This is a genomic window from Shewanella sp. WXL01 (assembly GCF_012263345.1).
GTDB lineage: Bacteria > Pseudomonadota > Gammaproteobacteria > Enterobacterales > Shewanellaceae > Shewanella > Shewanella maritima.
The window spans coordinates 78,271-98,827 of record NZ_JAAIKQ010000008.1 but is presented as its reverse complement, the minus strand read 5'-3'; the positions used below and the strand labels follow the sequence as shown (position 1 = coordinate 98,827).

The 20,557-nt window shown below is 45.6% G+C and carries 20 protein-coding genes; 6 read left to right on the top strand and 14 right to left on the bottom strand.

Translation table 11 applies throughout. The annotated features are described in order from the left end of the window. Nucleotides 1-264: 264 nt before the first annotated feature. Nucleotides 265-918: an isoprenoid biosynthesis glyoxalase ElbB gene (gene elbB / locus G3R49_RS16010; RefSeq protein WP_130599971.1), complete on the top strand. Its 654-nt coding sequence runs from the start codon at nucleotides 265-267 to the stop codon at nucleotides 916-918. Between the two features lie 90 nt (nucleotides 919-1,008). On the opposite strand, the gene G3R49_RS16005 is transcribed toward elbB, so the two are convergent. From G3R49_RS16005 to G3R49_RS15980, 6 genes are all read right to left on the bottom strand, one after another. Next, nucleotides 1,009-2,022 carry a glycosyltransferase family 9 protein gene (locus tag G3R49_RS16005; protein WP_167870327.1) on the bottom strand — a complete coding sequence of 338 codons (1,014 nt, stop codon included), beginning with the start codon at nucleotides 2,020-2,022 and terminating at the stop codon, nucleotides 1,009-1,011. A gap of 132 nt (nucleotides 2,023-2,154) precedes the next feature. Next, on the bottom strand, nucleotides 2,155-3,003 hold the full coding sequence (glpG, locus tag G3R49_RS16000; RefSeq protein ID WP_167870326.1) for a rhomboid family intramembrane serine protease GlpG: 849 nt from the start codon (nucleotides 3,001-3,003) through the stop codon (nucleotides 2,155-2,157). Next, on the bottom strand, nucleotides 3,000-3,308 hold the full coding sequence (glpE, locus tag G3R49_RS15995; protein ID WP_130599977.1) for a thiosulfate sulfurtransferase GlpE: 309 nt from the start codon (nucleotides 3,306-3,308) through the stop codon (nucleotides 3,000-3,002). The genes glpG and glpE overlap by 4 nt, the downstream gene beginning before the upstream one ends. A gap of 115 nt (nucleotides 3,309-3,423) precedes the next feature. Then, nucleotides 3,424-4,449: an L-threonine 3-dehydrogenase gene (gene tdh / locus G3R49_RS15990; RefSeq protein WP_130599979.1), complete on the bottom strand. Its 1,026-nt coding sequence runs from the start codon at nucleotides 4,447-4,449 to the stop codon at nucleotides 3,424-3,426. A gap of 10 nt (nucleotides 4,450-4,459) precedes the next feature. Beyond that, a complete protein-coding gene (locus G3R49_RS15985) occupies nucleotides 4,460-5,653 on the bottom strand; it encodes a glycine C-acetyltransferase (protein WP_167870325.1) in 1,194 nt (397 codons plus the stop codon). Between the two features lie 439 nt (nucleotides 5,654-6,092). Further along, nucleotides 6,093-6,743, bottom strand: a complete 651-nt coding sequence (locus G3R49_RS15980; protein ID WP_167870324.1) for a TetR/AcrR family transcriptional regulator — start codon at nucleotides 6,741-6,743, stop codon at nucleotides 6,093-6,095. Between the two features lie 122 nt (nucleotides 6,744-6,865). Here G3R49_RS15980 and waaA point away from each other — a divergent pair, with 122 nt between their 5' ends. Continuing rightward, nucleotides 6,866-8,191, top strand: coding sequence for a lipid IV(A) 3-deoxy-D-manno-octulosonic acid transferase (waaA, locus tag G3R49_RS15975; RefSeq protein ID WP_167870323.1), 1,326 nt, complete (start codon nucleotides 6,866-6,868; stop codon nucleotides 8,189-8,191). On the opposite strand, the gene G3R49_RS15970 is transcribed toward waaA, so the two are convergent. Next, nucleotides 8,188-8,952, bottom strand: coding sequence for a 3-deoxy-D-manno-octulosonic acid kinase (locus G3R49_RS15970; protein ID WP_167870322.1), 765 nt, complete (start codon nucleotides 8,950-8,952; stop codon nucleotides 8,188-8,190). The genes waaA and G3R49_RS15970 overlap by 4 nt on opposite strands. Before the next feature lie 133 nt (nucleotides 8,953-9,085). Between G3R49_RS15970 and G3R49_RS15965 the strand changes: the two genes are divergently transcribed. Beyond that, nucleotides 9,086-10,132: a glycosyltransferase family 9 protein gene (locus tag G3R49_RS15965; protein WP_165399006.1), complete on the top strand. Its 1,047-nt coding sequence runs from the start codon at nucleotides 9,086-9,088 to the stop codon at nucleotides 10,130-10,132. Between the two features lie 126 nt (nucleotides 10,133-10,258). Beyond that, nucleotides 10,259-11,338: a hypothetical protein gene (locus G3R49_RS15960; RefSeq protein WP_130599989.1), complete on the top strand. Its 1,080-nt coding sequence runs from the start codon at nucleotides 10,259-10,261 to the stop codon at nucleotides 11,336-11,338. A gap of 69 nt (nucleotides 11,339-11,407) precedes the next feature. Here the strand turns inward: G3R49_RS15960 and G3R49_RS15955 are convergent, their stop codons facing one another. The 4 genes from G3R49_RS15955 to rfaD form a co-directional block, all read right to left on the bottom strand. Further along, nucleotides 11,408-12,517 (bottom strand): glycosyltransferase family 9 protein, encoded by a 1,110-nt coding sequence (locus tag G3R49_RS15955; protein ID WP_167870321.1) that lies wholly within the window; start codon nucleotides 12,515-12,517, stop codon nucleotides 11,408-11,410. A gap of 9 nt (nucleotides 12,518-12,526) precedes the next feature. Then, the gene (locus G3R49_RS15950; protein ID WP_167870320.1) at nucleotides 12,527-13,306 is read right to left on the bottom strand and encodes a glycosyltransferase family 25 protein; all 780 of its coding nucleotides are present in this window, start codon (nucleotides 13,304-13,306) and stop codon (nucleotides 12,527-12,529) included. 69 nt (nucleotides 13,307-13,375) lie between these two features. Next, nucleotides 13,376-14,377 carry a glycosyltransferase family 9 protein gene (locus tag G3R49_RS15945; protein WP_167870319.1) on the bottom strand — a complete coding sequence of 334 codons (1,002 nt, stop codon included), beginning with the start codon at nucleotides 14,375-14,377 and terminating at the stop codon, nucleotides 13,376-13,378. Nucleotides 14,378-14,457: 80 nt separating this feature from the next. Next, nucleotides 14,458-15,411: an ADP-glyceromanno-heptose 6-epimerase gene (gene rfaD / locus G3R49_RS15940; protein ID WP_167870318.1), complete on the bottom strand. Its 954-nt coding sequence runs from the start codon at nucleotides 15,409-15,411 to the stop codon at nucleotides 14,458-14,460. 297 nt (nucleotides 15,412-15,708) lie between these two features. Here rfaD and hldE point away from each other — a divergent pair, with 297 nt between their 5' ends. Then, the gene (gene hldE, locus G3R49_RS15935; protein WP_130599999.1) at nucleotides 15,709-17,139 is read left to right on the top strand and encodes a bifunctional D-glycero-beta-D-manno-heptose-7-phosphate kinase/D-glycero-beta-D-manno-heptose 1-phosphate adenylyltransferase HldE; all 1,431 of its coding nucleotides are present in this window, start codon (nucleotides 15,709-15,711) and stop codon (nucleotides 17,137-17,139) included. 12 nt (nucleotides 17,140-17,151) lie between these two features. Further along, nucleotides 17,152-17,631, top strand: coding sequence for a pantetheine-phosphate adenylyltransferase (coaD, locus tag G3R49_RS15930; protein WP_167870317.1), 480 nt, complete (start codon nucleotides 17,152-17,154; stop codon nucleotides 17,629-17,631). A 134-nt stretch (nucleotides 17,632-17,765) separates the two neighbouring features. On the opposite strand, the gene mutM is transcribed toward coaD, so the two are convergent. From mutM to moaA, 3 genes are all read right to left on the bottom strand, one after another. Further along, nucleotides 17,766-18,581: a bifunctional DNA-formamidopyrimidine glycosylase/DNA-(apurinic or apyrimidinic site) lyase gene (gene mutM / locus G3R49_RS15925; RefSeq protein ID WP_167870316.1), complete on the bottom strand. Its 816-nt coding sequence runs from the start codon at nucleotides 18,579-18,581 to the stop codon at nucleotides 17,766-17,768. A 106-nt stretch (nucleotides 18,582-18,687) separates the two neighbouring features. Next, the gene (locus G3R49_RS15920) at nucleotides 18,688-19,146 is read right to left on the bottom strand and encodes a hypothetical protein (RefSeq protein ID WP_167870315.1); all 459 of its coding nucleotides are present in this window, start codon (nucleotides 19,144-19,146) and stop codon (nucleotides 18,688-18,690) included. A gap of 421 nt (nucleotides 19,147-19,567) precedes the next feature. After that, on the bottom strand, nucleotides 19,568-20,554 hold the full coding sequence (gene moaA / locus G3R49_RS15915; protein ID WP_167870314.1) for a GTP 3',8-cyclase MoaA: 987 nt from the start codon (nucleotides 20,552-20,554) through the stop codon (nucleotides 19,568-19,570). Between the last annotated feature and the right edge of the window lie 3 nt (nucleotides 20,555-20,557).

Below are 20,557 nucleotides of genomic sequence, written 5' to 3'. Positions count from 1 at the left end.
TAATCAGATATGACACAAACATAGAACGGCGATCGGTGTGATTGTTATCCCTAACAAAAGTTGGTCAAATTTTGCAAGACTTAATCGAAATGAGTTGCAAAATATTGTCACTTCCCTGAGGTAACAGAGAGTCGATCTCACTGTTGATTTTTTCGTCACATTATTTCGAGCAACTAAGTTAGCATGATTGGTTCTCAGATCAATAGTTTTGTTTGTTTTTTGTTAAATTAATTTTTGAGCTCAAAAAGGATATGGAGTAACAGCATGAAAAAGGTAGCAGTTTTACTAAGTGGTAGCGGTGTTTTTGATGGGGCAGAAATTCATGAAAGCGTTCTGACGCTACTGGCAGTGGTTAAAGCTGGCGCAAGTTATCAGTGTTTTGCCCCTGACATTGCTCAGCTACACGTAGTGAATCATTTAACCGGCGAGGTTGATGAAGGCGCTTCACGTAACGTGCTAGTTGAGGCTGCTCGCATTGCTCGTGGTGAAATTAAAGATGTGACTAACCTAGAGCTTGAAGAGTTCGATGCACTGATTGTGCCTGGCGGCTTTGGCGCAGCGAAAAACCTATGTAACTTTGCCTTAAACGGCAAAGACTGCACGATCGCTCCACAAGTGGAGCAGTTTATTCGAGAGTTTGCTTTAGCTAGCAAACCTGTAGGCATGATGTGTATTGCGCCAGTAATGGTGCCACTTATTTACGGTGAGAATGTGCAAGCAACCATAGGTACAGATATTGATACTGCCGCTGCTGTGAATCAAATGGGCGCGACACATGTGGATGCAAACGTTGATGAGATTGTTGTGGATGAAGCAAACAAGTTAGTGACAACACCTGCCTACATGTTGGCGACTAATATAGCCGAGGCGAATGAGGGAATCGAAAAATTAGTCAAACAAGTGATCAGCATGGCTTAGTTTGTCTGATGATTTAAGCTATAAAAAAAATGCGGCAGGAGTTACTCCCTAGCCGCATTTTTATTGGTTTAGCGTTAGTGAAACAGAACGCTAGTTGTCACCATATAAAGCATTGATTTTTTCAGCGGCTTTAGTGCCTGCAAGTTTAGTGTCGACTAAAGCTAGGTTCGCCCCAGTACTCTTACCCATAGGCGGTGAAAATGACAGGCGCTTGTAGTCGTCACTTAAAGTTTGCCAACGGATCTTATCGTCACGAGACTCATGGGGATAGAAGCCAACCGTAATCGCATTGTGTAGACTCGCAACGTGCAGTGGCCCAGTTGAGCCAGCAATCATCACATCGGCGGCGACCAGTGAGCGTGAGAATTCGGCGATATCTTTAATGGGTTTAGCTGGTAAGGCATCATGCTGCTTGTCTTGCAGTTGCTTGGCTACGGTATCAGCAAGTTGCTCTTCGCCTGGGCCAAATGTGACTACAAATTTGAGTTTGTGTTGGCAGTTTTGCGCTAGATTGTCGGCAATGTCGACAAACTGAGCGGGCGATAATGAGCCTTCTGAGCCGCCGCTTCCAGGATGAATAAACACCATAAGCTCATCATTGGTTTTGCCATAGAATTCTTGCCACTGCGGCTTTTGCTCAGCAATGTCCCACAGCCTTTGGTGGATGTCAGCAGGCGGAATATGGTGCTTACATAAGAAGTACTCAATGTGATCAGTACAGTAGCGCCATTCTGGTTTTAGGCAGGCACTGCGATTTAATGGTGCTCTGTGGGTATAAAGGTACTGAAACCACTTACGACGTTGGCCTAGACGGTAAGGAATATTCGCTTGCTTAACAACTTGCGCCATATGTTTATGGCTGTGCATGATCAAAGCCGCTTGATAGTTTCTTTGTTTAATCGTATCAACTAGTTGAGGGTCGTCTTTACGGTAAATCAACAGGTTGTCGATAAAATCAAACTGCTTAGCCAATGGCTCAATAATCGGCGAAACAATAACGTCAATTTGCGCATCAGGAAGTGAGCGTTTTAATAATGAAATAGCTGGTAATGAGTGACAAAAATCGCCCAATTTATCTACCCTGACTACGAGAATACGTTCCATATTTCAGATGCCTCAAATTAAAAAACTCTTTATACCTTGCTCTAGGTATTTACACAATTAGTCTGGGGCTATTGCTGCCATAAACGTGCGTGATACAGTTGATTTACTATATTGTGGCTAATCGCAGTGTCGCTATCGCTTAATGCGGCGAGAGTTGCGAGAGTCGATTAGTGCTTGCAATAAGCCAACTGCTAGGCCGCCAATATGGGCGCCATTTGCCATGGAAACACCGAGAATATCGGTAAAGCCTAAAAGCAACCAAATGATCATAAAGCCCATGTAAGAGTCTGGCAGGAAAATACCACTTTGGGGACTGCGTTTACCCATGAGATAGCTATAGCCAACCAGTGCGTATACCACACCAGAAATACCTAAAAAGTTAGGGCCAGACACAAAATACTGCACGATATTTGGCAAGGTGCCAGCAACCAACAACAGTGTGAGTAATGGCATAGTGCCGAGGCGGTTTTCAATCTTGCCACCAAGATACCACCACCACAGCAGGTTAAATACGACGTGCATGATGGAGCCGTGCATCAAGCTTGGAGTGAACACTCGCCAAACTTGCTCAAGGTCTGCGCCAGGCACCGCATTGAAGAATGATAAAGCGCTGTAGACTTGATTACCAAAGCCTAGATTCATCACTGCAAATAGCAGGACACATACTGCAAATATGACCAGCGTAAGTGGGCCCGCACCTGTGATAAATTGCGCAGCTAAGCCTAACCCGCCAGAACCATAGTCGAATTTAACCCCGGCATCGCCATTGTCCCATGATGCCTGTAGATATTTAGGATCGTTTGGATTTTTGATGAAAAGTTCAAGTTCTTCGCTCGCACTAGTTAAGTCGGCTGAATTGGCTAACACTAGCTTCACACCTTGCTCAACTGGCATGGCGTGGCAGCTGATCCCTAATCCTGCAAGGTAATCGATAAATGCCTGCGCCATTCGCGCATTTGGTATCACTCCAAGTTCTATCATGCGTGAGCACTACTCCAGGCTGTGAAGCCACCATCAAGGCTATAAACATCATCAAAGCCTTGCTCAATTAAGTAAGTGGCAGCGCCTTGACTGCTGATGCCGTGATAGCACACCACGATTAATGGTGCGTCCATGTCGGCATCGGCAATAAAATGGGCGATGTTTTCATTGGTCAGGTGGGTTGCACCTTGAATGTGCCCTTGTGCAAAACTTGCTGCATCGCGAATATCCACAATTTGCAGGTCGCTTTGTTCGGCTTGCATGTGAATAAGTTCATTGATGGATAAGTGTTTAAAGTTTGACATTGCGGTTACCAAAAGGGCTTAAGATTTATGCAGATTATGAAGTAAGGGGCTGCCTGACGACAACCCCTTAAAGTTTGTGGTTACTTAGCTAGCGCAGTCATCGCGCATTAATTGGTTATTGCCAATCTAAGATAACCTTACCTGACTGACCTGAGCGCATGGCGTCAAAGCCTTGCTGGAAGTCATCAACCTTGTAGTGATGAGTAATGATAGGCGATAGATCTAAACCTGATTGAATGAGACTTGCCATCTTGTACCAGGTTTCAAACATCTCGCGACCATAAATACCTTTTAAGATTAAGCCTTTAAAGATCACTTTGCTCCAGTCAATTGCCATATCTTTGCCAGGAATACCCAACATAGCGATTTTACCGCCGTGGTTCATGGTATCTAGCATAGAGTGGAATGCTGACGGCACACCTGACATTTCTAAACCAACGTCAAAACCTTCGGTCATACCGAGCTCGTCCATCACTGACTTTAGATCTTCATTGGCAACGTTAACCGCGCGGGTGGCGCCCATTTTACGGGCAAGCTCTAAGCGGTATTCGTTAACGTCTGTGATCACCACATGGCGCGCGCCAACATGCTTACACACTGCCGCTGCCATAATGCCAATTGGACCCGCACCTGTGATCAGCACATCTTCACCGACTAGGTCGAATGACAAAGCTGTGTGTACTGCATTACCAAATGGGTCGAAAATAGAAGCAAGATCATCAGAGATATCTGCAGGGATTTTAAAAGCGTTAAATGCTGGAATAACCAGATATTCGGCAAATGCACCCTGACGATTAACGCCCACACCTGAGGTGTTGCGGCAAAGGTGAGTGCGGCCGCCACGACAGTTACGGCAGTGACCACAGGTAATGTGACCTTCGCCTGATACGCGGTCGCCTACGCTAAAACCACGTACTTCCTGACCCATATCAACGACTTCGCCCACATACTCATGACCAACAATCATTGGCACAGGAATAGTGTTTTGTGACCACTCGTCCCAGTTGTAGATGTGAACGTCGGTGCCGCAAATGGCGGTTTTCTTGATTTTAATTAGCAGATCGTTATGGCCTAGCTCAGGCTTAGGCGCATCAACCATCCAAATGCCTTCTTCAGGCTTTAATTTGCTTAATGCTTTCATGTTCGTGACCTTAGATAATGCCCATTTCTTTACCGATGCGGGTAAAGGCGTCGATTGCATGGTCTAGTTGCTCACGTGTGTGTGCTGCAGACATTTGCGTACGAATACGAGCCTGACCTTTAGGTACGACTGGGAATGAGAAACCAATCACGTAGATGTTTTCCGCCAGTAGGCGGTTAGCAAAATCGCTAGCAATTTTGGCATCCCCAATCATCACTGGAATAATGGCATGATCAGCTCCGCCTAGGTTAAAGCCTGCCGCTGACATTTGCTCGCGGAAGTAACGGCTGTTTTCCCAGACTGCCTCTCGTAACTCTTGACCATCTTTAAGCATGTCAAGTACGCGAATTGACGCACTCACAATTGAAGGCGCTAATGAGTTAGAAAATAAGTAAGGGCGTGAGCGCTGACGTAACCAATCAACCACTTCTTTTTTGGCTGAGGTGAAACCACCAGATGCGCCACCCAGTGCTTTACCAAGCGTACCTGTAATGATGTCTACGCGATCCATTACTTCACAGTACTCGTGAGTACCACGGCCTTGCTGACCAACAAAACCCACTGCGTGAGAGTCATCAACCATCACAAGTGCACCGTACTTGTCGGCTAAATCACAAACGCCTTGCAGATTGGCAATCACGCCATCCATTGAGAATACACCGTCGGTGGCGATAAGAATATTACGCGCACCTGCTTCAGTAGCGGCAATAAGTTGCTGCTCAAGATCTGCCATATCATTGTTGGCGTAACGGAAGCGTTTAGCTTTACATAAACGCACACCATCGATAATTGAAGCATGGTTTAGCGCATCAGACACAATCGCGTCGTTGGCATCAAGTAGAGTCTCGAAAAGGCCAGCATTAGCATCAAAGCAAGAAGAGTAAAGAATGGTGTCTTCCATGCCTAAAAATTCACTTAGGCTAGCTTCAAGTTGCTTATGGATGTCTTGCGTACCACAGATAAAGCGCACTGATGCCATACCAAAACCGTGGTTATCTAGGCCATTTTGCGCAGCTTTGATTAGCTCTGGGTGATTCGCTAAACCAAGGTAGTTGTTCGCACAGAAGTTGATGACTTTATCATCGTTTACGTCGATTGCCGTCTGCTGGGCTGAAGTGATCACGCGTTCGCTTTTGTATAAGCCGTCGGCTTTAACTTCAGCTAGCTGCTGATTGATACGGTCGTAGAATGAAGTAGAGGCCACCTGATGTCTCCTGCTAATGGTTATTATGTTAATCCAAGTGTAGTCAATTTGTGTTTTAAACAAGTTTGCTTGGAGTGGAGTATGTCGGGCATTCTACTCCTAAATAATCCCTAGCCACAGCGTTTTTTTTAACCGTGGCAGTATTATAAAAGGGATTAGGGCACAGCAGATTTTTTGATAAGTAAAACTAATCCTAATACTTTGTGAATTAGCATTAACAGCGAGTATATTTGGGGTTGTTTGGTGAGTTTAAATGAGTGCTAGGGGAAGGTTTGCATTAACAACAAGTTGGAGCAGAAAACGATAGACGACCTAGAGGCGTGTTAGCGCTAATTAGTAGTGGAACACAGTTTTAAGTCGCTGTTCATAAGCGGGTGTTATGTGTCCTAGCTGATTGCTTTAGTTCTTGAACTCTTGCTCATAAACCTAAGCTGTCAGCTTAGCCTTGTCCTGGTTTCTTAATCATGGCGCGGTAGTGCTGCTCTAAGCGGTCAAAGGTATCGCGCGAATGCTCAGTCGAGTATGCCTTAAATACCATCAGTACTCTTAACAAACCTTTGTATAAAGTCGCTTTGGTGATGGTTGAATCATCTGATTGGGTTAGCTGATAGCTGATCCAGAAGCTGACCATCATTTTTAGTGTGTCAGCAAGCTCGACTATGATGTTTTCATCAACTGCTAGAAAGCCGTCATTAGTGAGCTGGCGCAGAACGTTGCTTGAGCTTTCTAGAACATTTCTTTGCGCCACTAAATAGCGCTGCTTGAGTTTTTCATCGCGGCTTAAAATGTCAGCTAAGTTGGCGTACATGAAGCGGAATTGCCACATGGTGTAAAACATGGCATCGAAATAGCCAAGGAGCAGCTCGATATCAATCGCAACGTCTTGATATGGCTTAGAGCCATTTTCTAGGTGGGTTTCGTATAAGGTAAAGATAGAGTTGATAATGTCTTCTTTGTTGCGAAAGTGGTAGTACAGGTTGCCGGGGCTAATACCTAAGTGAGCCGCGATATGGTTAGTGGTGATGTTGCGTTCACCGTGCTCATTAAACAGCTCTAGGCTGGCAAAAACAATTTTATCGCGGGTTTTCATAGCACTTCCAAAGTCAGTCATTTATTGCCTAGCTCAAGGGGCTAGGTCGCACACATATCCTTATTAACAGCGAGTATGGTAGCATTGCGGCTATGTTTCGCAAAATCATTTAAGTCTTTGTTATGACTCGCTCAGTTTATTCACTGTTACTGTATCTACTGGCACCTTTAGTGGTGCTCTACCTTGGTTTTCGCAGTATTAAAAGCGCTGATTATCGCAAGCGTTGGTCTGAGCGCTTTGGTTTTTCAAAGCTAGTGCAAACCGATGTGTTATTTCATTGTGTATCCATGGGCGAAACCCTAGCTGCAGTGGATTTGATTAAACAGCTAATGCAGCAATATCCCGCTAAAAAATTCACCATTACTACCACAAGTCCAACTGGTTCAGAGCAAGTTACCAAGGCATTTGGCGACAGTGTTCAGCATTGTTATCTACCTTTAGATTTTAGTTATGCCGTGCAGCGATTTCTTAACCAGGTTAATCCAAAAGTGTGCGTGATTATGGAAACTGAACTATGGCCAAACCTAGTTCATTTTGCCAATAAACGCGGCGTTGAGTTGATACTGGCAAATGCGCGACTATCGCAAAAATCGGCTGATAAATATCAGGCAAAACCTAAGCTCAGCATTCCGATGTTGAAAACACTCGACAAAGTGTTGGTGCAGACCCAGACTGAGGCTGAGCGCTTTTTCAAGCTAGGTGTTGATACTCAGCGTGTTCAAGTGACTGGTAGTGTTAAGTTTGATATCAATATTGATGCCAGCAAGCGTGAGCAGGCGCATGAACTTCGCAGCCTTTGGCAAAGACAAACCGCCCCAGTTTGGGTAGCAGGTAGTGTTCATCCTGGTGAGTTCGACATTATGCTGCAGGCCCATAAGCAAGTGTTAGCACACTATCCAAATGCATTGTTAATTATGGCGCCGCGTCACCCGGAGCAATTTGACGCGGCAGCGAAGGCAGCAAACATTGCTGGACTGAACTTATTGCGCCGCAGTGAAGGGCAAGCTGTCGGTGAGCAAACCCAGGTGTTACTTGGCGATTCTATGGGTGAATTATTGATGCTCTATGGCACAGCCGATCAAGCATTTGTGGGTGGCACCTTGATTGAAAATGGTGGTCACAATCCACTTGAACCTGCGGCTATGGGGTTGAATGTATTTGTTGGCCCGCATCACTGGGATTTTGCCGAAATTACTCAGTTGCTTAAGCAAGCTGGTGGGTTAAAGGTGGTTGCAGCAGATAGCGCTGAATCAGGAGCTAACGGCTCGAAGGGGGATGATTTAAACCACGCTCAGCCCGCAGATGAATTAGCGCAACTCTTGCTGTTAAATTGGGATGACAAGCAAGCGCATCAGCAGCAATGTAAGGCAGCGCTTGCTGTGGTGGAGCAAAACAAAGGCGCGTTAAAAGCGCACTTTGATGCCATCTCGCCAGTGCTAGCAGGCTAGGCGCTTTGATAGCCCCGGATGAGCTGTTGCCAATTATCTTCGCTGAAATGCAATTGTGGCTGCTTACCTAGCTCTTTATTAAATGAACGCAGTAGGCGAGCAAGGTTTGCCTGTTGCCAGCTATTGTCTGGTTTACGCATTTCGCCGCGGTCAAAATCAATCAGATAGAATTTATCTGCGCTCAGCAGAATGTTCTTAGCGTTAAGATCGGCGTGATATACCCCATGCTGGTGAAACTTAGCGATTGTAGCCCCTAAATGCTGCCACTGGGCGTCGGTCATTGGCTCATTTGATAAGTGTGCAACTAGATCTTTTGCGCCAGCGATACGCTCGATAATAATGTCAGCGCGATACCATAAACCGAAGCGCTCAACATTGGCGGCGATTGGTCTTGGTACGGCGAAACCTTGTTGATACAGCTTTTCAAGTAAGGCTAATTCGGCAAAGGCGCGAGTATTGAGTTTGCCGGTATACAGATAGGCATCTTTAGATAACTTTTCAGCAAGACCACCGCGCCAGTAGTGGCGTAAAACCCACTCGCAATCAGCGTGTTCATTAACACTCAACTCTGGCTTGACGCTATGCTCGGTTTTTTCCAACAGCTCAGGTTTGACAAACCAAGTCGTATAACGGCCACAAGATTGCCCAGTAACTTGACCCTTTTCCTGCCAAGGTGTCACCTTAAAATCTTCAGGTGTGAGGTTTGCTGCTTGCTCACAGCACCAAGCGATAAAGCCTGTTGGAGTAGATTTTATTTGCATGCGTGCTCGCGAAAGCTAGGGCTTCTAAAGTAGATAAAAAACGCATTATACCTTAAAATTCTGGGCTTGCGATTACTCACTATTTCAAGCTCTTAGCTTCGTCTTATTGGGCGAACATTGCCAGCAGGTGAACATGTCTAACGATTTCAGCTCAATCCAATCTTTATGTTTATTGCGCTTATCCGCAATTGGCGATGTTTGCCATGGCGTTGCTATGGTGCAAGCGATTCAACGTCATTACCCAAACCTGAAAATCACCTGGGTAATCGGTAAGGTTGAGCATCAACTGGTGAAGCATCTACCTAATGTCGAGTTTGTGGTGTTTGATAAGTCCCAAGGCTGGCGCAGCTACCGCAATTTACGTACGGCATTAAAAGGGCAAAAGTTTGATGTGCTGCTGCATATGCAAGTTGCACTAAGGGCTACCATTGCTTCGCTAATGATTAAAGCGAAAACCCGCATAGGTTTTGACAAGGCGAGGGCTAAAGAAGGCCAGTGGTTAGTGACCAATGCCGCCATTGCGCCGCAGCATCAACCCCATGTGCTTGATGGCTTTATGGGCTTCGCTAAAGCCATTGGTGTAACGGATATTACCCCGAGCTGGAATATCCCTGTACCTGAGGCGGACACGCATTTTGCTGCCACGCAAATTAGTGATGACGCTAAAACCTTAGTGATTTGCCCTGCAGCCAGTAAAGCAGAGCGTAACTGGCTACCTGAGCGCTATGCCAAGGTTGCCGATTATGCAGTAGCTCAAGGTTATCGAGTATTGCTGTGTGGCGGGCCAAGTAAGCTTGAAAGTGAGCTTGCGACACAAATCGTCAACCAAGGAACCAATAGCATTGAAAACCTGGTTGGTAAGACCTCATTAACGCAAATGCTTGCCATACTAAAGCGCGCCTCAGTGGTACTTGCGCCTGACACTGGCCCTGCACATATGGCAGTGACCCAAGGTACACCTGTGGTTGGTTTGTATGCGCACTCAAACCCAGGTCGAACAGGCCCCTATTTTAGTCAGGACTTGGTTGCAAATGTTTACCCGCAAGCAATAGCTCAGCAGGTTGTAGGCGAGGTAAAATGGGGTAAACGCGCCAAGGGCGAAAATTTGATGGCAATGATCAGTGTTGAAGATGTGATTGCCAAGTTAGATTGCGTTGATAAACAAGTTAGACCGCGTTGATAAATTGGTGTAAAAACCTCAATTAACCATGTTAGGATTTGTTCCAAGCAAAGCGATACGTGCGCTTTGCTCAACAGTTCTACCAGGATGTAGATGAACTGCCCTCAAAAGTAAACGGATGTAACCATGCCAAATGAGCCAAAGCTGTTGTTTATTCCAGTATCTTCAGATGAAGGTATTGGTGAATATATGCGCTCAACCATTATTGCTGATGAAGCAAAATGTCAATGGCCAAATGCCCAAATTGATTTTGTATTGAATCGACATGCGCCTTATTGTCATAGCTGCCACTATCGCACGCATTTACTTGACGATACGCCCACCAAAAAAATCAAGGAAGTGAATCAGCTCATTACTGAGCTTAAACCCGATGTAGTGATTTTTGATGCTGCTGGCAGAAAATCACAGCTAAAGCATGCCAAACGCTCTGGCGCGCAAGTGGTGTTTATCAGTCAGCATAAACGTAAGCGTGCTCGCGGCATGAAGCTGGAGCGAGCATTGGCGACTGATAGTCACTGGGTAGTACAACCTGAATTCGTGATTGGTGATATTTCGGCGTTTAATCGCTTCAAGCTCAATTTGATTAAGCGGCCAGAGCCAATTTGCATTGGCAGTATTTTTCCGCACCCAGATATTAAACTGCAGCAGCAATTACTGCAGAGATATCAGTTAGTAGCAAAACAATATTTATTCTTTAGTGCAGGCTCTGGCGGACATTTACTTAACAATAATTTGTTGGCCGCTGACGTATGGGCGAAAGTTGCCCAGCAAGCTTATATGGAAACGCAAGTTCCTAGCGTGATGGTGTTTGGGCCGAACTACCCTAAACCGCTGCCTGAGTTGCCTGGTGTGATTGCTATATCTGCGCTTGATACTAAAGAGTTTATTAGCTTGCTAAACGGAGCTAAAGCTGCGGTATTGAGTGGCGGAGATACCCTATTGCAATCAATCGCCCTGAAAGTTCCTACTGTCGTAGCGCCTGTATCGAAAGACCAGCCAGATAGAATTAGAAAATGTGCTCAGGCGCACATGGTGCTTGCAGCAGATGCGAGTTATCAGTCACTGCTAAGTACTGTTCTTGGGTTACTTAAAGAGCAGAGTTTTCAGGAGCTGTCTGCTAGTTTACAGGCGTCACCTACTGAGAATGGGTTAGTAGCGGCGATGGACAAACTGCAACAGTTGGTCAATACGCAAGCTCACATCTAAGTTGTTAACCCTATTAACCGTTGATGAGAATTTGCGATTAGAAAATTGAGCGTTAGTTGAGGTTGAGCGCTAGATGATAGCACTCAATTGTTGGTTTGCTGCTGCGATGACATCTTTTACGGCGACTTGTCTTGCTTTGCCGTTTCCTTCCAAAATAATGCTATTACCTTGTGGCTGCCATAATTTAAAGTCACTTGCCATGATAGTGACTTGCGGCACGTCTAGGCTTAATGCCAAATGCGCAGTGGCGGTATCTACGGTAATAACTAGGCTACACAGGCTCATTAACGCGGGTAGCTCAAAGAAGTTGGTCTTTGCTGTTGAGGCACATACTGCAAGGTTAGATAAGTCACCGTCTTGCGCGATTGCCTGCTCGACTTCATCAAGCTTGTCAGGCGGGGTATTAACAATAAACGCCAGTGTTGGATGCTGCTTGCTTAGCTCGACAATGAGTGTCTTAACACCTTCCCAAGGGTAATCTTTTTTTGATGCAGTGGATAAATGATTTATAAATACCAGTTTTTTATCTTGTGCTTGCGCGACCAGCTTACTTACAGTTGGTTCAACTAGTGCTAAATACTCAGGCTTAACTGCAAGTGGTAATTGCTGCTTGCCTGCAACCAGATCACTTGTTTCTAATCCCAAAAGTTGGTTAAAACACTGGCTGTATAGCTCGGTAATGTGCGATACCTTGGCGGCAATGTTGTCATAGCTGATCACGCCATCCATCTTTTTCATGTGCATGTAGTTAGCAATGGGGTTAGATAGTGGCTTGCTGTTGGTTACTGCTATTTGTGCGCTATGTGAAATCTGTCTGGCAATTTTGGCAAACTTTTCAGGGCGGTTCTTGCCGACAAACACAATAATGTCGTACTGCTTTGCTTGCGCTTTCGCAATTGATTGCGCGCGCTGCTCAAGATCTGCAACAATTGGATAGGTGTCGTCAAATTCTTCTGTAGCATCAATCCATTCTGTCAGTGTCTTATTGCGGCCCGCAGCCCAGTCTTGTGGTTTGCTGCGACAATCATCAAACCAAATATCAATACTTAGCTGAGGGTACTTATGTTTAAGTGCTTGTAACCACACGCCTTGGTAGACGAAGTCTCCAATCGCGAGGTGGCTCATGTACAGCACTCGCTTGGCTTGTTGTAACTGTGAGTGGCTAACAACCGGTATCATATTGATATCCTACTTAAGCTGTTGTTTAAATTGATTAAAAGCTTTGTCTAGCTTAGGTGTAGCTAGCATCCGGTTAAATGCGCGTTTCCAATTGAGAAGGATTTTATGCACTTTACGCTGCTTGAGTTTATTAAGCTCTTGCTGACCAGGATTGATATCCGACTGGCCATCGACATCGATGCCTATGCAATACGGTGATAAGCCGAAAGGCGTTATATCGAGTTCCCACCAAGATTTGATATGACCATCTACCGGTTGAACAACATATGGCATATTGTTTATCAAAGCTTGGGCTCCGCGGCGACTAATTATTTGGCCAACGGCACTAATAGGGTACTTGTGGTAACTAACGAAACGATGCCCTTTATATTCAATTGAATCGCGAACGTTACTTTCACCGCCTTTTTTAAATGGGAATAACTTTATATAGTCCCAGTCCATTGTTGGTAGTTCAGCCATCAGTTCTACAATGGATTTGAAATTGTCCTTTAGATAAATGTCATCTTCTAAAATGATGGCAAAATCTAAATCATCGTCGAGAATTTTTTGCCATGCTTTTTGGTGACTGAGACTGCAGCCAACTTCCCCTTTATTTAGCGGGCGAAAATAGTGCTGTTGTACTAATGATTGAGGAGAGTATTTCTCGATTTCTTCATCGCTAAGCTTGCGGCCATCAACTGCATCAATGCGTTCAAACGGTACCTGAAATTTGCCTAATTGCTCAGTGATGTGCTTGAGGCGCTCAGTGGAGCTTGCTAAGTTAATGACAAAAACTTTGAAGTTATGCATCTTGAGTAAATTCTCTTTTTATCTCGTCGTTTCGGTTGTTCGCTGCTATGGGTTGTTAGATTAGCCTAACTAGTTTTGAGCATTTAGATATTGTGCTGTCTCTGTCGCAACTTTATCAAAATCAATCAACGCCATGTTGCGACCGGTCTTGCGGCCAACTGGCGGGGTAAAAGCAAAGCGTTTTTCTGCTTGCGATAAAGTCTGCCAGCGAATATGCGGCGCTGAGCGGCGCCCTGCATAAAAACCCACGGTGGCGACATTGTGCAATCCCGCAAGGTGTAGCGGCCCCGTTGAGCCAGCAATAAACATATCTGCGGCGACAATAGACTCTGCAAAATCGGTCAAACTCGATAATGGTTTGGCAATATCAATATTGATATCAGATTGTGCTAACCCTTGATGGATATTTTGCGCTAACACCAGCTCATCGCCATTATAGGTCAAGATAAACCTAACTGGGTGGTTAAGCTGGCCATGCAGTTGAGTGATGAGATTAATATAGTCTGACTCAGCGACTCTTCCTGATGAACCACCTGTACCTGGATGGACAAAAATCAGTTTCTCGCCCGCTTGATGGCCGTAATGTTGCAGCCACTTGTGACGATTTTCGCTTGCATCCCAATACTGTTTTGGTAACGCGGGAATCGCAATATTATGGTGTTTTAAAAAGTGTTCGACTAACAAGCAGCCGCCACGCCAGCAGCCTTCGTGCTTTTCGTACAGGTTATTGACTCTGTGTTTATACAGATACTGGAACCATTTGTGTTTTGGCGCCAGGGTGTAGCTTGCACCACTGTTTTTTACCAGGTTGTAAATTCTTAACTCAGACGATGATACTAACACCACGTCATAGTTGGCATCATTGATGGTTTGCCTTAGCTGAGTATCATCACCTGTGTCAGCAATGACATTATCGATATAAGGGCAAGCTCTGGCAAAATCGGCAACGACTGGAGACACAAACACCTCGATACTGGTATCTGGTAGCGCGGTCTTTAGCAGGTAAAATGCGGGCCACATGAGGACGAAATCGCCAATTTTATCGTTCTTAACTAGCAGTAGTTTCTTCATCGATTTGCTATTCACTTAACCTAATTAAACAGTGTTGGGCTGTGTATGGGAGACGGCTAATACCGTCTCCTTTGCGGTGGTTATTGGCCGATGAAATGTTGTTCTGCTAACCAGTCTAGGTACTCAGGTACTGCCTGCTCTACGGTTTTGAATGGCGCCGTATAGCCCGCAGCTCTTAACTGAGTTAAGTCTGCCTGGGTAAAGCTTTGGTATGCACCTTTAAGCTTGTCTGGGAACGGGATGTATTCAATTTTGCCTGCATTATGGTAGTTAATTACTGCATTAGCGACGTCGTTAAAGCTTTGCGCTTGGCCTGTACCACAGTTGAAGATGCCTGACACTTCAGGGTTTTGCCATAGCCAAATATTTACAGCAACGACATCTTTAACGTACACAAAGTCACGCAGTTGCATACCATCTTCAAAACCGTCAATTCCCGCAAATAAGCGACAAATTTGGTTCTCTTTGATCTGGTTATTGAAGTGGAAAGCGACACTCGCCATTCCGCCTTTGTGCTGCTCGCGCGGGCCATAGACATTGAAATAACGTAGACCAGCAACTTGAGAGGTCAGTGATTGAGTACGCACATATTGGTCGAATAAGAACTTTGAGTAAGCGTAAACGTTAAGTGGCTTTTCAAACTCGCGCTGCTCGACAAACTTCTCGCTACCGCCGTATACAGATGCAGATGATGCATAGATAAATTGGCAATTATGTTGCTGGCAGAAATGCAGTAGCGTTTTAGAGTATTCGTAGTTGTTTTGCATCATGAACTTACCGTCCCACTCAGTGGTGGTAGAGCAAGCGCCTTGATGGAAAATCACTTCTAACTTACCGTCAAATTCGCCGGCTTCAATCAAAGCTAGAAACTGGTCTTTGTCTAGGTAGTCGGCAATTTCACAGTCGGCTAAGTTAAACATCTTGGTGCCGTCGGTTAAATCGTCAACAGCAATGATATCTTTACGGCCTAATTCGTTAAGCGTTTTGACTAGGTTACTACCAATAAAGCCCGCTGCACCGGTTACGACTATCATATTTATTCCTATTCTGACTAAAGGCTACTGAAGATAGACTCAGTTAAGGTCTGTTAGTTCAGCAGTAGTTGTTTAACAATTTCGACCAATTGAAATATAGCTTAATGCTCTGTATCAACTGTTGGGTGTAGCTTTTTACACCGATTTATAGCGCTGTATTATAACAGTTTTGCTCCTTGCGGTTACGTTTAATCGCCAAACTTCGAATAAAGCAGTAATTAAATTGATGAAAAGTAACAGCTGTGAACAAATTTAGGTACAATCGGGGTTTAATTTTTAGCAGAAAGAATAGGCGTTATGAAGGTAACTTTACCCGTATTTGAACAAGCAAAAGTCTTAGTAGTTGGAGACGTGATGCTCGATAGGTATTGGGCAGGTGATACAGGACGTATTTCTCCAGAAGCTCCTGTACCAGTCGTACGCATAAATCAAAGTGAGGATCGCCCAGGCGGCGCCGCTAACGTAGCGTTAAACATTGCTACCTTAGGCGGGCAAGTTGCACTAGCGGGTATTGTTGGTGACGACGAAAACGCTCAGGCGCTGACTACAGGTATTAAGGCGCTTGGCGTTGAGCCTTGCTGGCATACTGTTGCCGAGCTACCCACTATCACCAAGCTAAGGGTGATGTCGCGTAGTCAGCAGCTCATTCGCTTAGACTTTGAAGAAGCTTACCCGGAAGCTGAAAGCCATGCGCTAATGGCATCTGCAGTAAAAATGCTAGGTGAAGTTGACGTCGTTATTCTTTCTGATTACGCCAAAGGCGCACTAACTGATTGTACCGACTTTATTGCCCAGGCAACGAAGCAAGGCGTTAAGGTGCTGGTTGATCCTAAAGGCAGCGACTTTTCACGTTATCGCGGTGCATCGCTGCTGACGCCTAATATGCTTGAGTTTGAACTTGTTGCTGGCAAGGTGACCAGTGAAGCAGACTTAGTTGAAAAGGCCCACAAGCTGCTGCATGAGTTTGACCTTGAGGCATTGTTGGTGACTCGCTCAGAAAAGGGCATGACACTGATCACCCGTGACAATGACGAATTACATATTCCAACCGTTGCGCGCGAAGTGCACGACGTAACTGGTGCTGGTGATACTGTTATTTCAGTATTGGCTTCATCGTTAGCCGCCGGTAGCGATTTGCCACAGGCTTGTGCTATCGCCAATGCTGCCGCTGGTATTGTGGTCGGTAAGCTGGGTACATCTACTGTGAGCCGCATTGAGCTTGCGCAATCACTAAATGTTCACCAAGGTGAAATGGGTTTTGGTGTAGTAAGTGAAGACCAATTGGCATATGCGCTTGAACACGCCAAACTTGCTGGCGAGCGCGTGGTAATGACCAATGGTTGCTTTGATATTCTTCACGCTGGTCACGTGAGTTACTTAAATGAAGCTCGTGCTCAAGGCGATCGTCTGATTGTTGCGGTTAACGACGATGACTCTGTTAAACGCCTTAAAGGTGAAGGTCGCCCGGTGAACCCTGTTGAGCGCCGTATGGCAGTGCTTGCTGGCCTTGCCGCTGTAGATTGGGTAGTGCCATTTTCTGAGGACACGCCACAACGAGTGATTGCTAAATTACTGCCTGATTTACTTGTCAAAGGTGGTGATTATAAGATTGAAGAGATTGCTGGTGGTAAAGAAGTGATTGAAGCTGGCGGTGTGGTGAAAGTGCTGAGCTTTGAAGACGGCGTTTCGACCACTAAGATCATTGAAAACATTAAGGCAAACAACTAGGACGTTTGATTCATGCATAGACGCGCGATTTATCCTGGTACTTTTGACCCAGTAACCAATGGCCACGCCGATTTGATTGAGCGTGCGGCAAACTTGTTTGAGCATGTGATTATCGGCATTGCCGCTAACCCGACTAAGCAACCAAGGTTTAGCTTAGAAAGGCGAGTAGAGCTATTGCAGCAAGTGACTGCCCACCTTGATAATGTTGAAGTGGTTGGTTTTAGTGGCCTGCTGGTGGACTTTGCTAAGCAGCAAAATGCCAGCGTGTTAGTTCGTGGTTTACGTGCTGTATCTGATTTTGAGTATGAATTTCAGCTTGCCAATATGAACCGCCGCCTGAGCCCGCAGTTAGAAAGTGTGTTTCTCACTCCAGCAGAAGAAAACTCGTTTATTTCATCTTCACTGGTGAAAGAAGTTGCACTGCATGGTGGGGATGTTAGTCAGTTTGTACATCCGATTGTTGCTGCCGCTTTAAATGAGCCGAAGACCTAGTGTTTAAAAGCTAGCTATAACGAGCTTTAAGAACCACAAAACGCGCTACTGTAGCGCGTTTTTTTATTCCTTCACCATGCCCCTAGGCATGGAATGCACCACTCATATCACACACACGTTAACGACTTAGTAAGTTATTTGCTTTGGCACAAACCACAGAACACCGTCGCTCGTTGTCCAAGTTTGATTTCCGATAGCAGGTTGCCACAACTGGTGCAGGTTTCACCACCGCGGCCGTAAACATGTAGTTTCTGGGCAAAATAGCCGGGCTTACCGTCGGCATTGGTAAAATCTTTCAGTGTGGTGCCACCTTGTTTAATCGCCTGAGCCAAAATGCGTTTTACCTCGGCGACTAACATCTCAAGGCGCTCATCATCGACTTTGCCAGCCTCTGCTTGTGGGTGAATCCCTGCGGCGAATAAGGCTTCATTGGCATAAATATTACCGACACCCACTACAATGTGATTGTCCATTAGGCACAGTTTGATGGCTTTTTTCTTGTTCGCCAGCGCGGCTTTTAATTGCTCAAGGTTAAATTCATCACTGAGTGGCTCAGGGCCGAGCTTTGCCAGCAATGGGTGAGCATGTTCAGGCAATTCATACCACAACCAGGCTCCAAAGCGGCGGGGGTCGTTGAACCTGAGCATTTGACCATTACCGAGTTTAAGGTCGATGTGGTCATGTTTTTCGGCTGGGGTATCACTGGCCAGCACCCGTAAACTGCCAGACATACCCAGATGCACTATGGTGACCCCAGCCTGAGTCTCAATCAGTAAGTATTTCGCGCGGCGGCGAATATCAATAATCTGTTGACCAACGATATTGCTCGCAACATCTGGCACAGGCCAGCGTAATGAACGATTGCGCACGATCAGCTCAGTAACGGTTTGCGCGATAAGGTGAGGTGAAATACCGAGTCGGGTCACTTCTACTTCGGGTAATTCAGGCATGGCGTGATTATTCCTTTACTGGTGTTCGGCAGTGGTTAGCTCAAGGTTTGTTGGTGTGTTTTTTGTTGGCGCATTGCCACATTTGGGTGTTTATACGTTTAGAAATTTAGTGTTGATTAAGATCGATGACAGGTATTAACTCAGGGCGCAAACTTGGCGGGATTTGATACCAGCTACCAGCTTGAGTCTGTATTAAACCTTGCTCTGGATATAGCGTCCATTGCTGCACTTGGTGCTGCTCAATCTTAATGGTGAGAGATTGTCGCTGCTCACCTTCGGCGACAAAATCATCAGCTTGAAACGTCATTGGCGATACCTTGATATTTTGCCAGGCCTTGGCCCACTGCTGACAGTTGAGCACCTTGCTATCACACAGCCATTGGCCTTGCTGTTGTTTGAGCCAAACCTCGTCCAGTTGCAGCTGCACTAATGGGGTATCGTCAGCAAATAAAGGCAGCGCATCGTTAGGAATAGTAGACTGGTTGTCTAGGTAGGAGAGCACTGAAATCATCATGATGCTGGCAGCAATAATAATGTAGTTCCACTTTTTACGTGACAGTGCCATATGCCGTCCTATTGTCCCTTAGTTTAAGCTTAGAATTGGCAGTGTAGCATTAAGCTTGGCTGAGGCGAATAGGATTGAATGGCAGTGCGATCGCGTGAGTGATTGATTATCAACCATGTGCTAAGGGGTAACGAACTTTGATTGCGCAAGACGCCGTAAAATCATCCCCTGTGGCTACGTTAAGGGCTCCGCTTTAGCATCCTTGCTAAAGAGGCTTGCTTACTCAAAGCTCATTAGTCCCACAAGAAGACACGCGATAAATGTTCGCCCTGGATTGAGTGGCGCCTAGAGGTAAGCATTGGTAATTGTCGAGATAAAGCCAAACTATTACGTACGCTATTAAGGTAGCTGTGAATAGATAGATGGGAGACGTGCGATCGGCGCAGTACCTTACTTTGTACTGCGCTTTAACATAAGAGTATTAACCGCCAGTGGCATTCATAAAGCGCAGAATTTGCACTTCATCTTGATGACCAAAATGATGCTCTTTCGGCTTACGTTTAATACCTTCTAGAATGGCGGTTTTGAGCCTGTCGATATCGCCTGGATGCTCACGTACAATGGCTTTTAAGTCCACCGAATTTTCGTTGCCTAAACAAAGTAGTAGACGCCCTTCAACGGTTACCCGCACGCGATTACACTCGTGACAAAAGTTATTACTGTGAGGGGAAATAAAGCCAATATGGGTGTCGCTATCAGGCATTTTGTAATAACGAGCCGGCCCGCCAGTACGCTTGCTCGATGGGATTAGCTGGTACTGCTGCTCAATGATTTGGCGTACTTCTGCACTTGAGCAATGACGGCTGCGTTTGCGCTCATCAATAACCCCAAGTGGCATTTCTTCAATAAAGGCAATGTCTAGGCTGCGTTCGCGGCAGAAGTTAACCAAATCAATTACTTCATGGTCGTTTTGTCCTCGCAGAATAACCGCGTTAATTTTGAGCTTAGTAAAGCCTGCAGCAATAGCTGCATCAATACCTGCAACAACCCGCTCTAACTTGCCGTTACGGGTTAACTGAGTGAATAACTCAGGGTTTAAAGTATCTAAACTGATATTTAGCCGTTTAAGACCATTTTGCTTAAGTGAGGCTGCCATCTTACTGAGACGTGAGCCATTTGTGGTCATCGACAAGTCGTCCAACCCCGGTAAATCACCTAGCAGTTTAACTAGTTGCTCACAGTCGGTGCGCACCAACGGCTCGCCACCGGTTAGGCGGATCTTTTTGACGCCAAGCTCGGTGAATGCTTGAGCAACCCAAGATAACTCCTCAAGACTCAGCACATGATCACGTGGCAGAAACTCGGGATCTTCACTCATACAATACACACAGCGAAAATCACAACGGTCGGTCACCGACAGGCGCAGGTACTCTACGTGACGGTTAAATTGATCAACAATTTGGCTCATAAC

Excerpts from the sequence above, each read along its gene's own strand:
- elbB (WP_130599971.1), top strand. The coding sequence starts at position 265 with ATGAAAAAGGTAGCAGTTTTACTAAGTGGTAGCGGTGTTTTTGATGGG.
- G3R49_RS16005 (WP_167870327.1), bottom strand. The coding sequence starts at position 2,022 with ATGGAACGTATTCTCGTAGTCAGGGTAGATAAATTGGGCGATTTTTGT.
- glpG (WP_167870326.1), bottom strand. The coding sequence starts at position 3,003 with ATGATAGAACTTGGAGTGATACCAAATGCGCGAATGGCGCAGGCATTT.
- glpE (WP_130599977.1), bottom strand. The coding sequence starts at position 3,308 with ATGTCAAACTTTAAACACTTATCCATCAATGAACTTATTCACATGCAA.
- tdh (WP_130599979.1), bottom strand. The coding sequence starts at position 4,449 with ATGAAAGCATTAAGCAAATTAAAGCCTGAAGAAGGCATTTGGATGGTT.
- G3R49_RS15980 (WP_167870324.1), bottom strand. The coding sequence starts at position 6,743 with ATGAAAACCCGCGATAAAATTGTTTTTGCCAGCCTAGAGCTGTTTAAT.
- waaA (WP_167870323.1), top strand. The coding sequence starts at position 6,866 with ATGACTCGCTCAGTTTATTCACTGTTACTGTATCTACTGGCACCTTTA.
- G3R49_RS15970 (WP_167870322.1), bottom strand. The coding sequence starts at position 8,952 with ATGCAAATAAAATCTACTCCAACAGGCTTTATCGCTTGGTGCTGTGAG.
- G3R49_RS15965 (WP_165399006.1), top strand. The coding sequence starts at position 9,086 with ATGTCTAACGATTTCAGCTCAATCCAATCTTTATGTTTATTGCGCTTA.
- G3R49_RS15960 (WP_130599989.1), top strand. The coding sequence starts at position 10,259 with ATGCCAAATGAGCCAAAGCTGTTGTTTATTCCAGTATCTTCAGATGAA.
- G3R49_RS15955 (WP_167870321.1), bottom strand. The coding sequence starts at position 12,517 with ATGATACCGGTTGTTAGCCACTCACAGTTACAACAAGCCAAGCGAGTG.
- G3R49_RS15950 (WP_167870320.1), bottom strand. The coding sequence starts at position 13,306 with ATGCATAACTTCAAAGTTTTTGTCATTAACTTAGCAAGCTCCACTGAG.
- G3R49_RS15945 (WP_167870319.1), bottom strand. The coding sequence starts at position 14,377 with ATGAAGAAACTACTGCTAGTTAAGAACGATAAAATTGGCGATTTCGTC.
- rfaD (WP_167870318.1), bottom strand. The coding sequence starts at position 15,411 with ATGATAGTCGTAACCGGTGCAGCGGGCTTTATTGGTAGTAACCTAGTC.
- hldE (WP_130599999.1), top strand. The coding sequence starts at position 15,709 with ATGAAGGTAACTTTACCCGTATTTGAACAAGCAAAAGTCTTAGTAGTT.
- coaD (WP_167870317.1), top strand. The coding sequence starts at position 17,152 with ATGCATAGACGCGCGATTTATCCTGGTACTTTTGACCCAGTAACCAAT.
- mutM (WP_167870316.1), bottom strand. The coding sequence starts at position 18,581 with ATGCCTGAATTACCCGAAGTAGAAGTGACCCGACTCGGTATTTCACCT.
- G3R49_RS15920 (WP_167870315.1), bottom strand. The coding sequence starts at position 19,146 with ATGGCACTGTCACGTAAAAAGTGGAACTACATTATTATTGCTGCCAGC.
- moaA (WP_167870314.1), bottom strand. The coding sequence starts at position 20,554 with ATGAGCCAAATTGTTGATCAATTTAACCGTCACGTAGAGTACCTGCGC.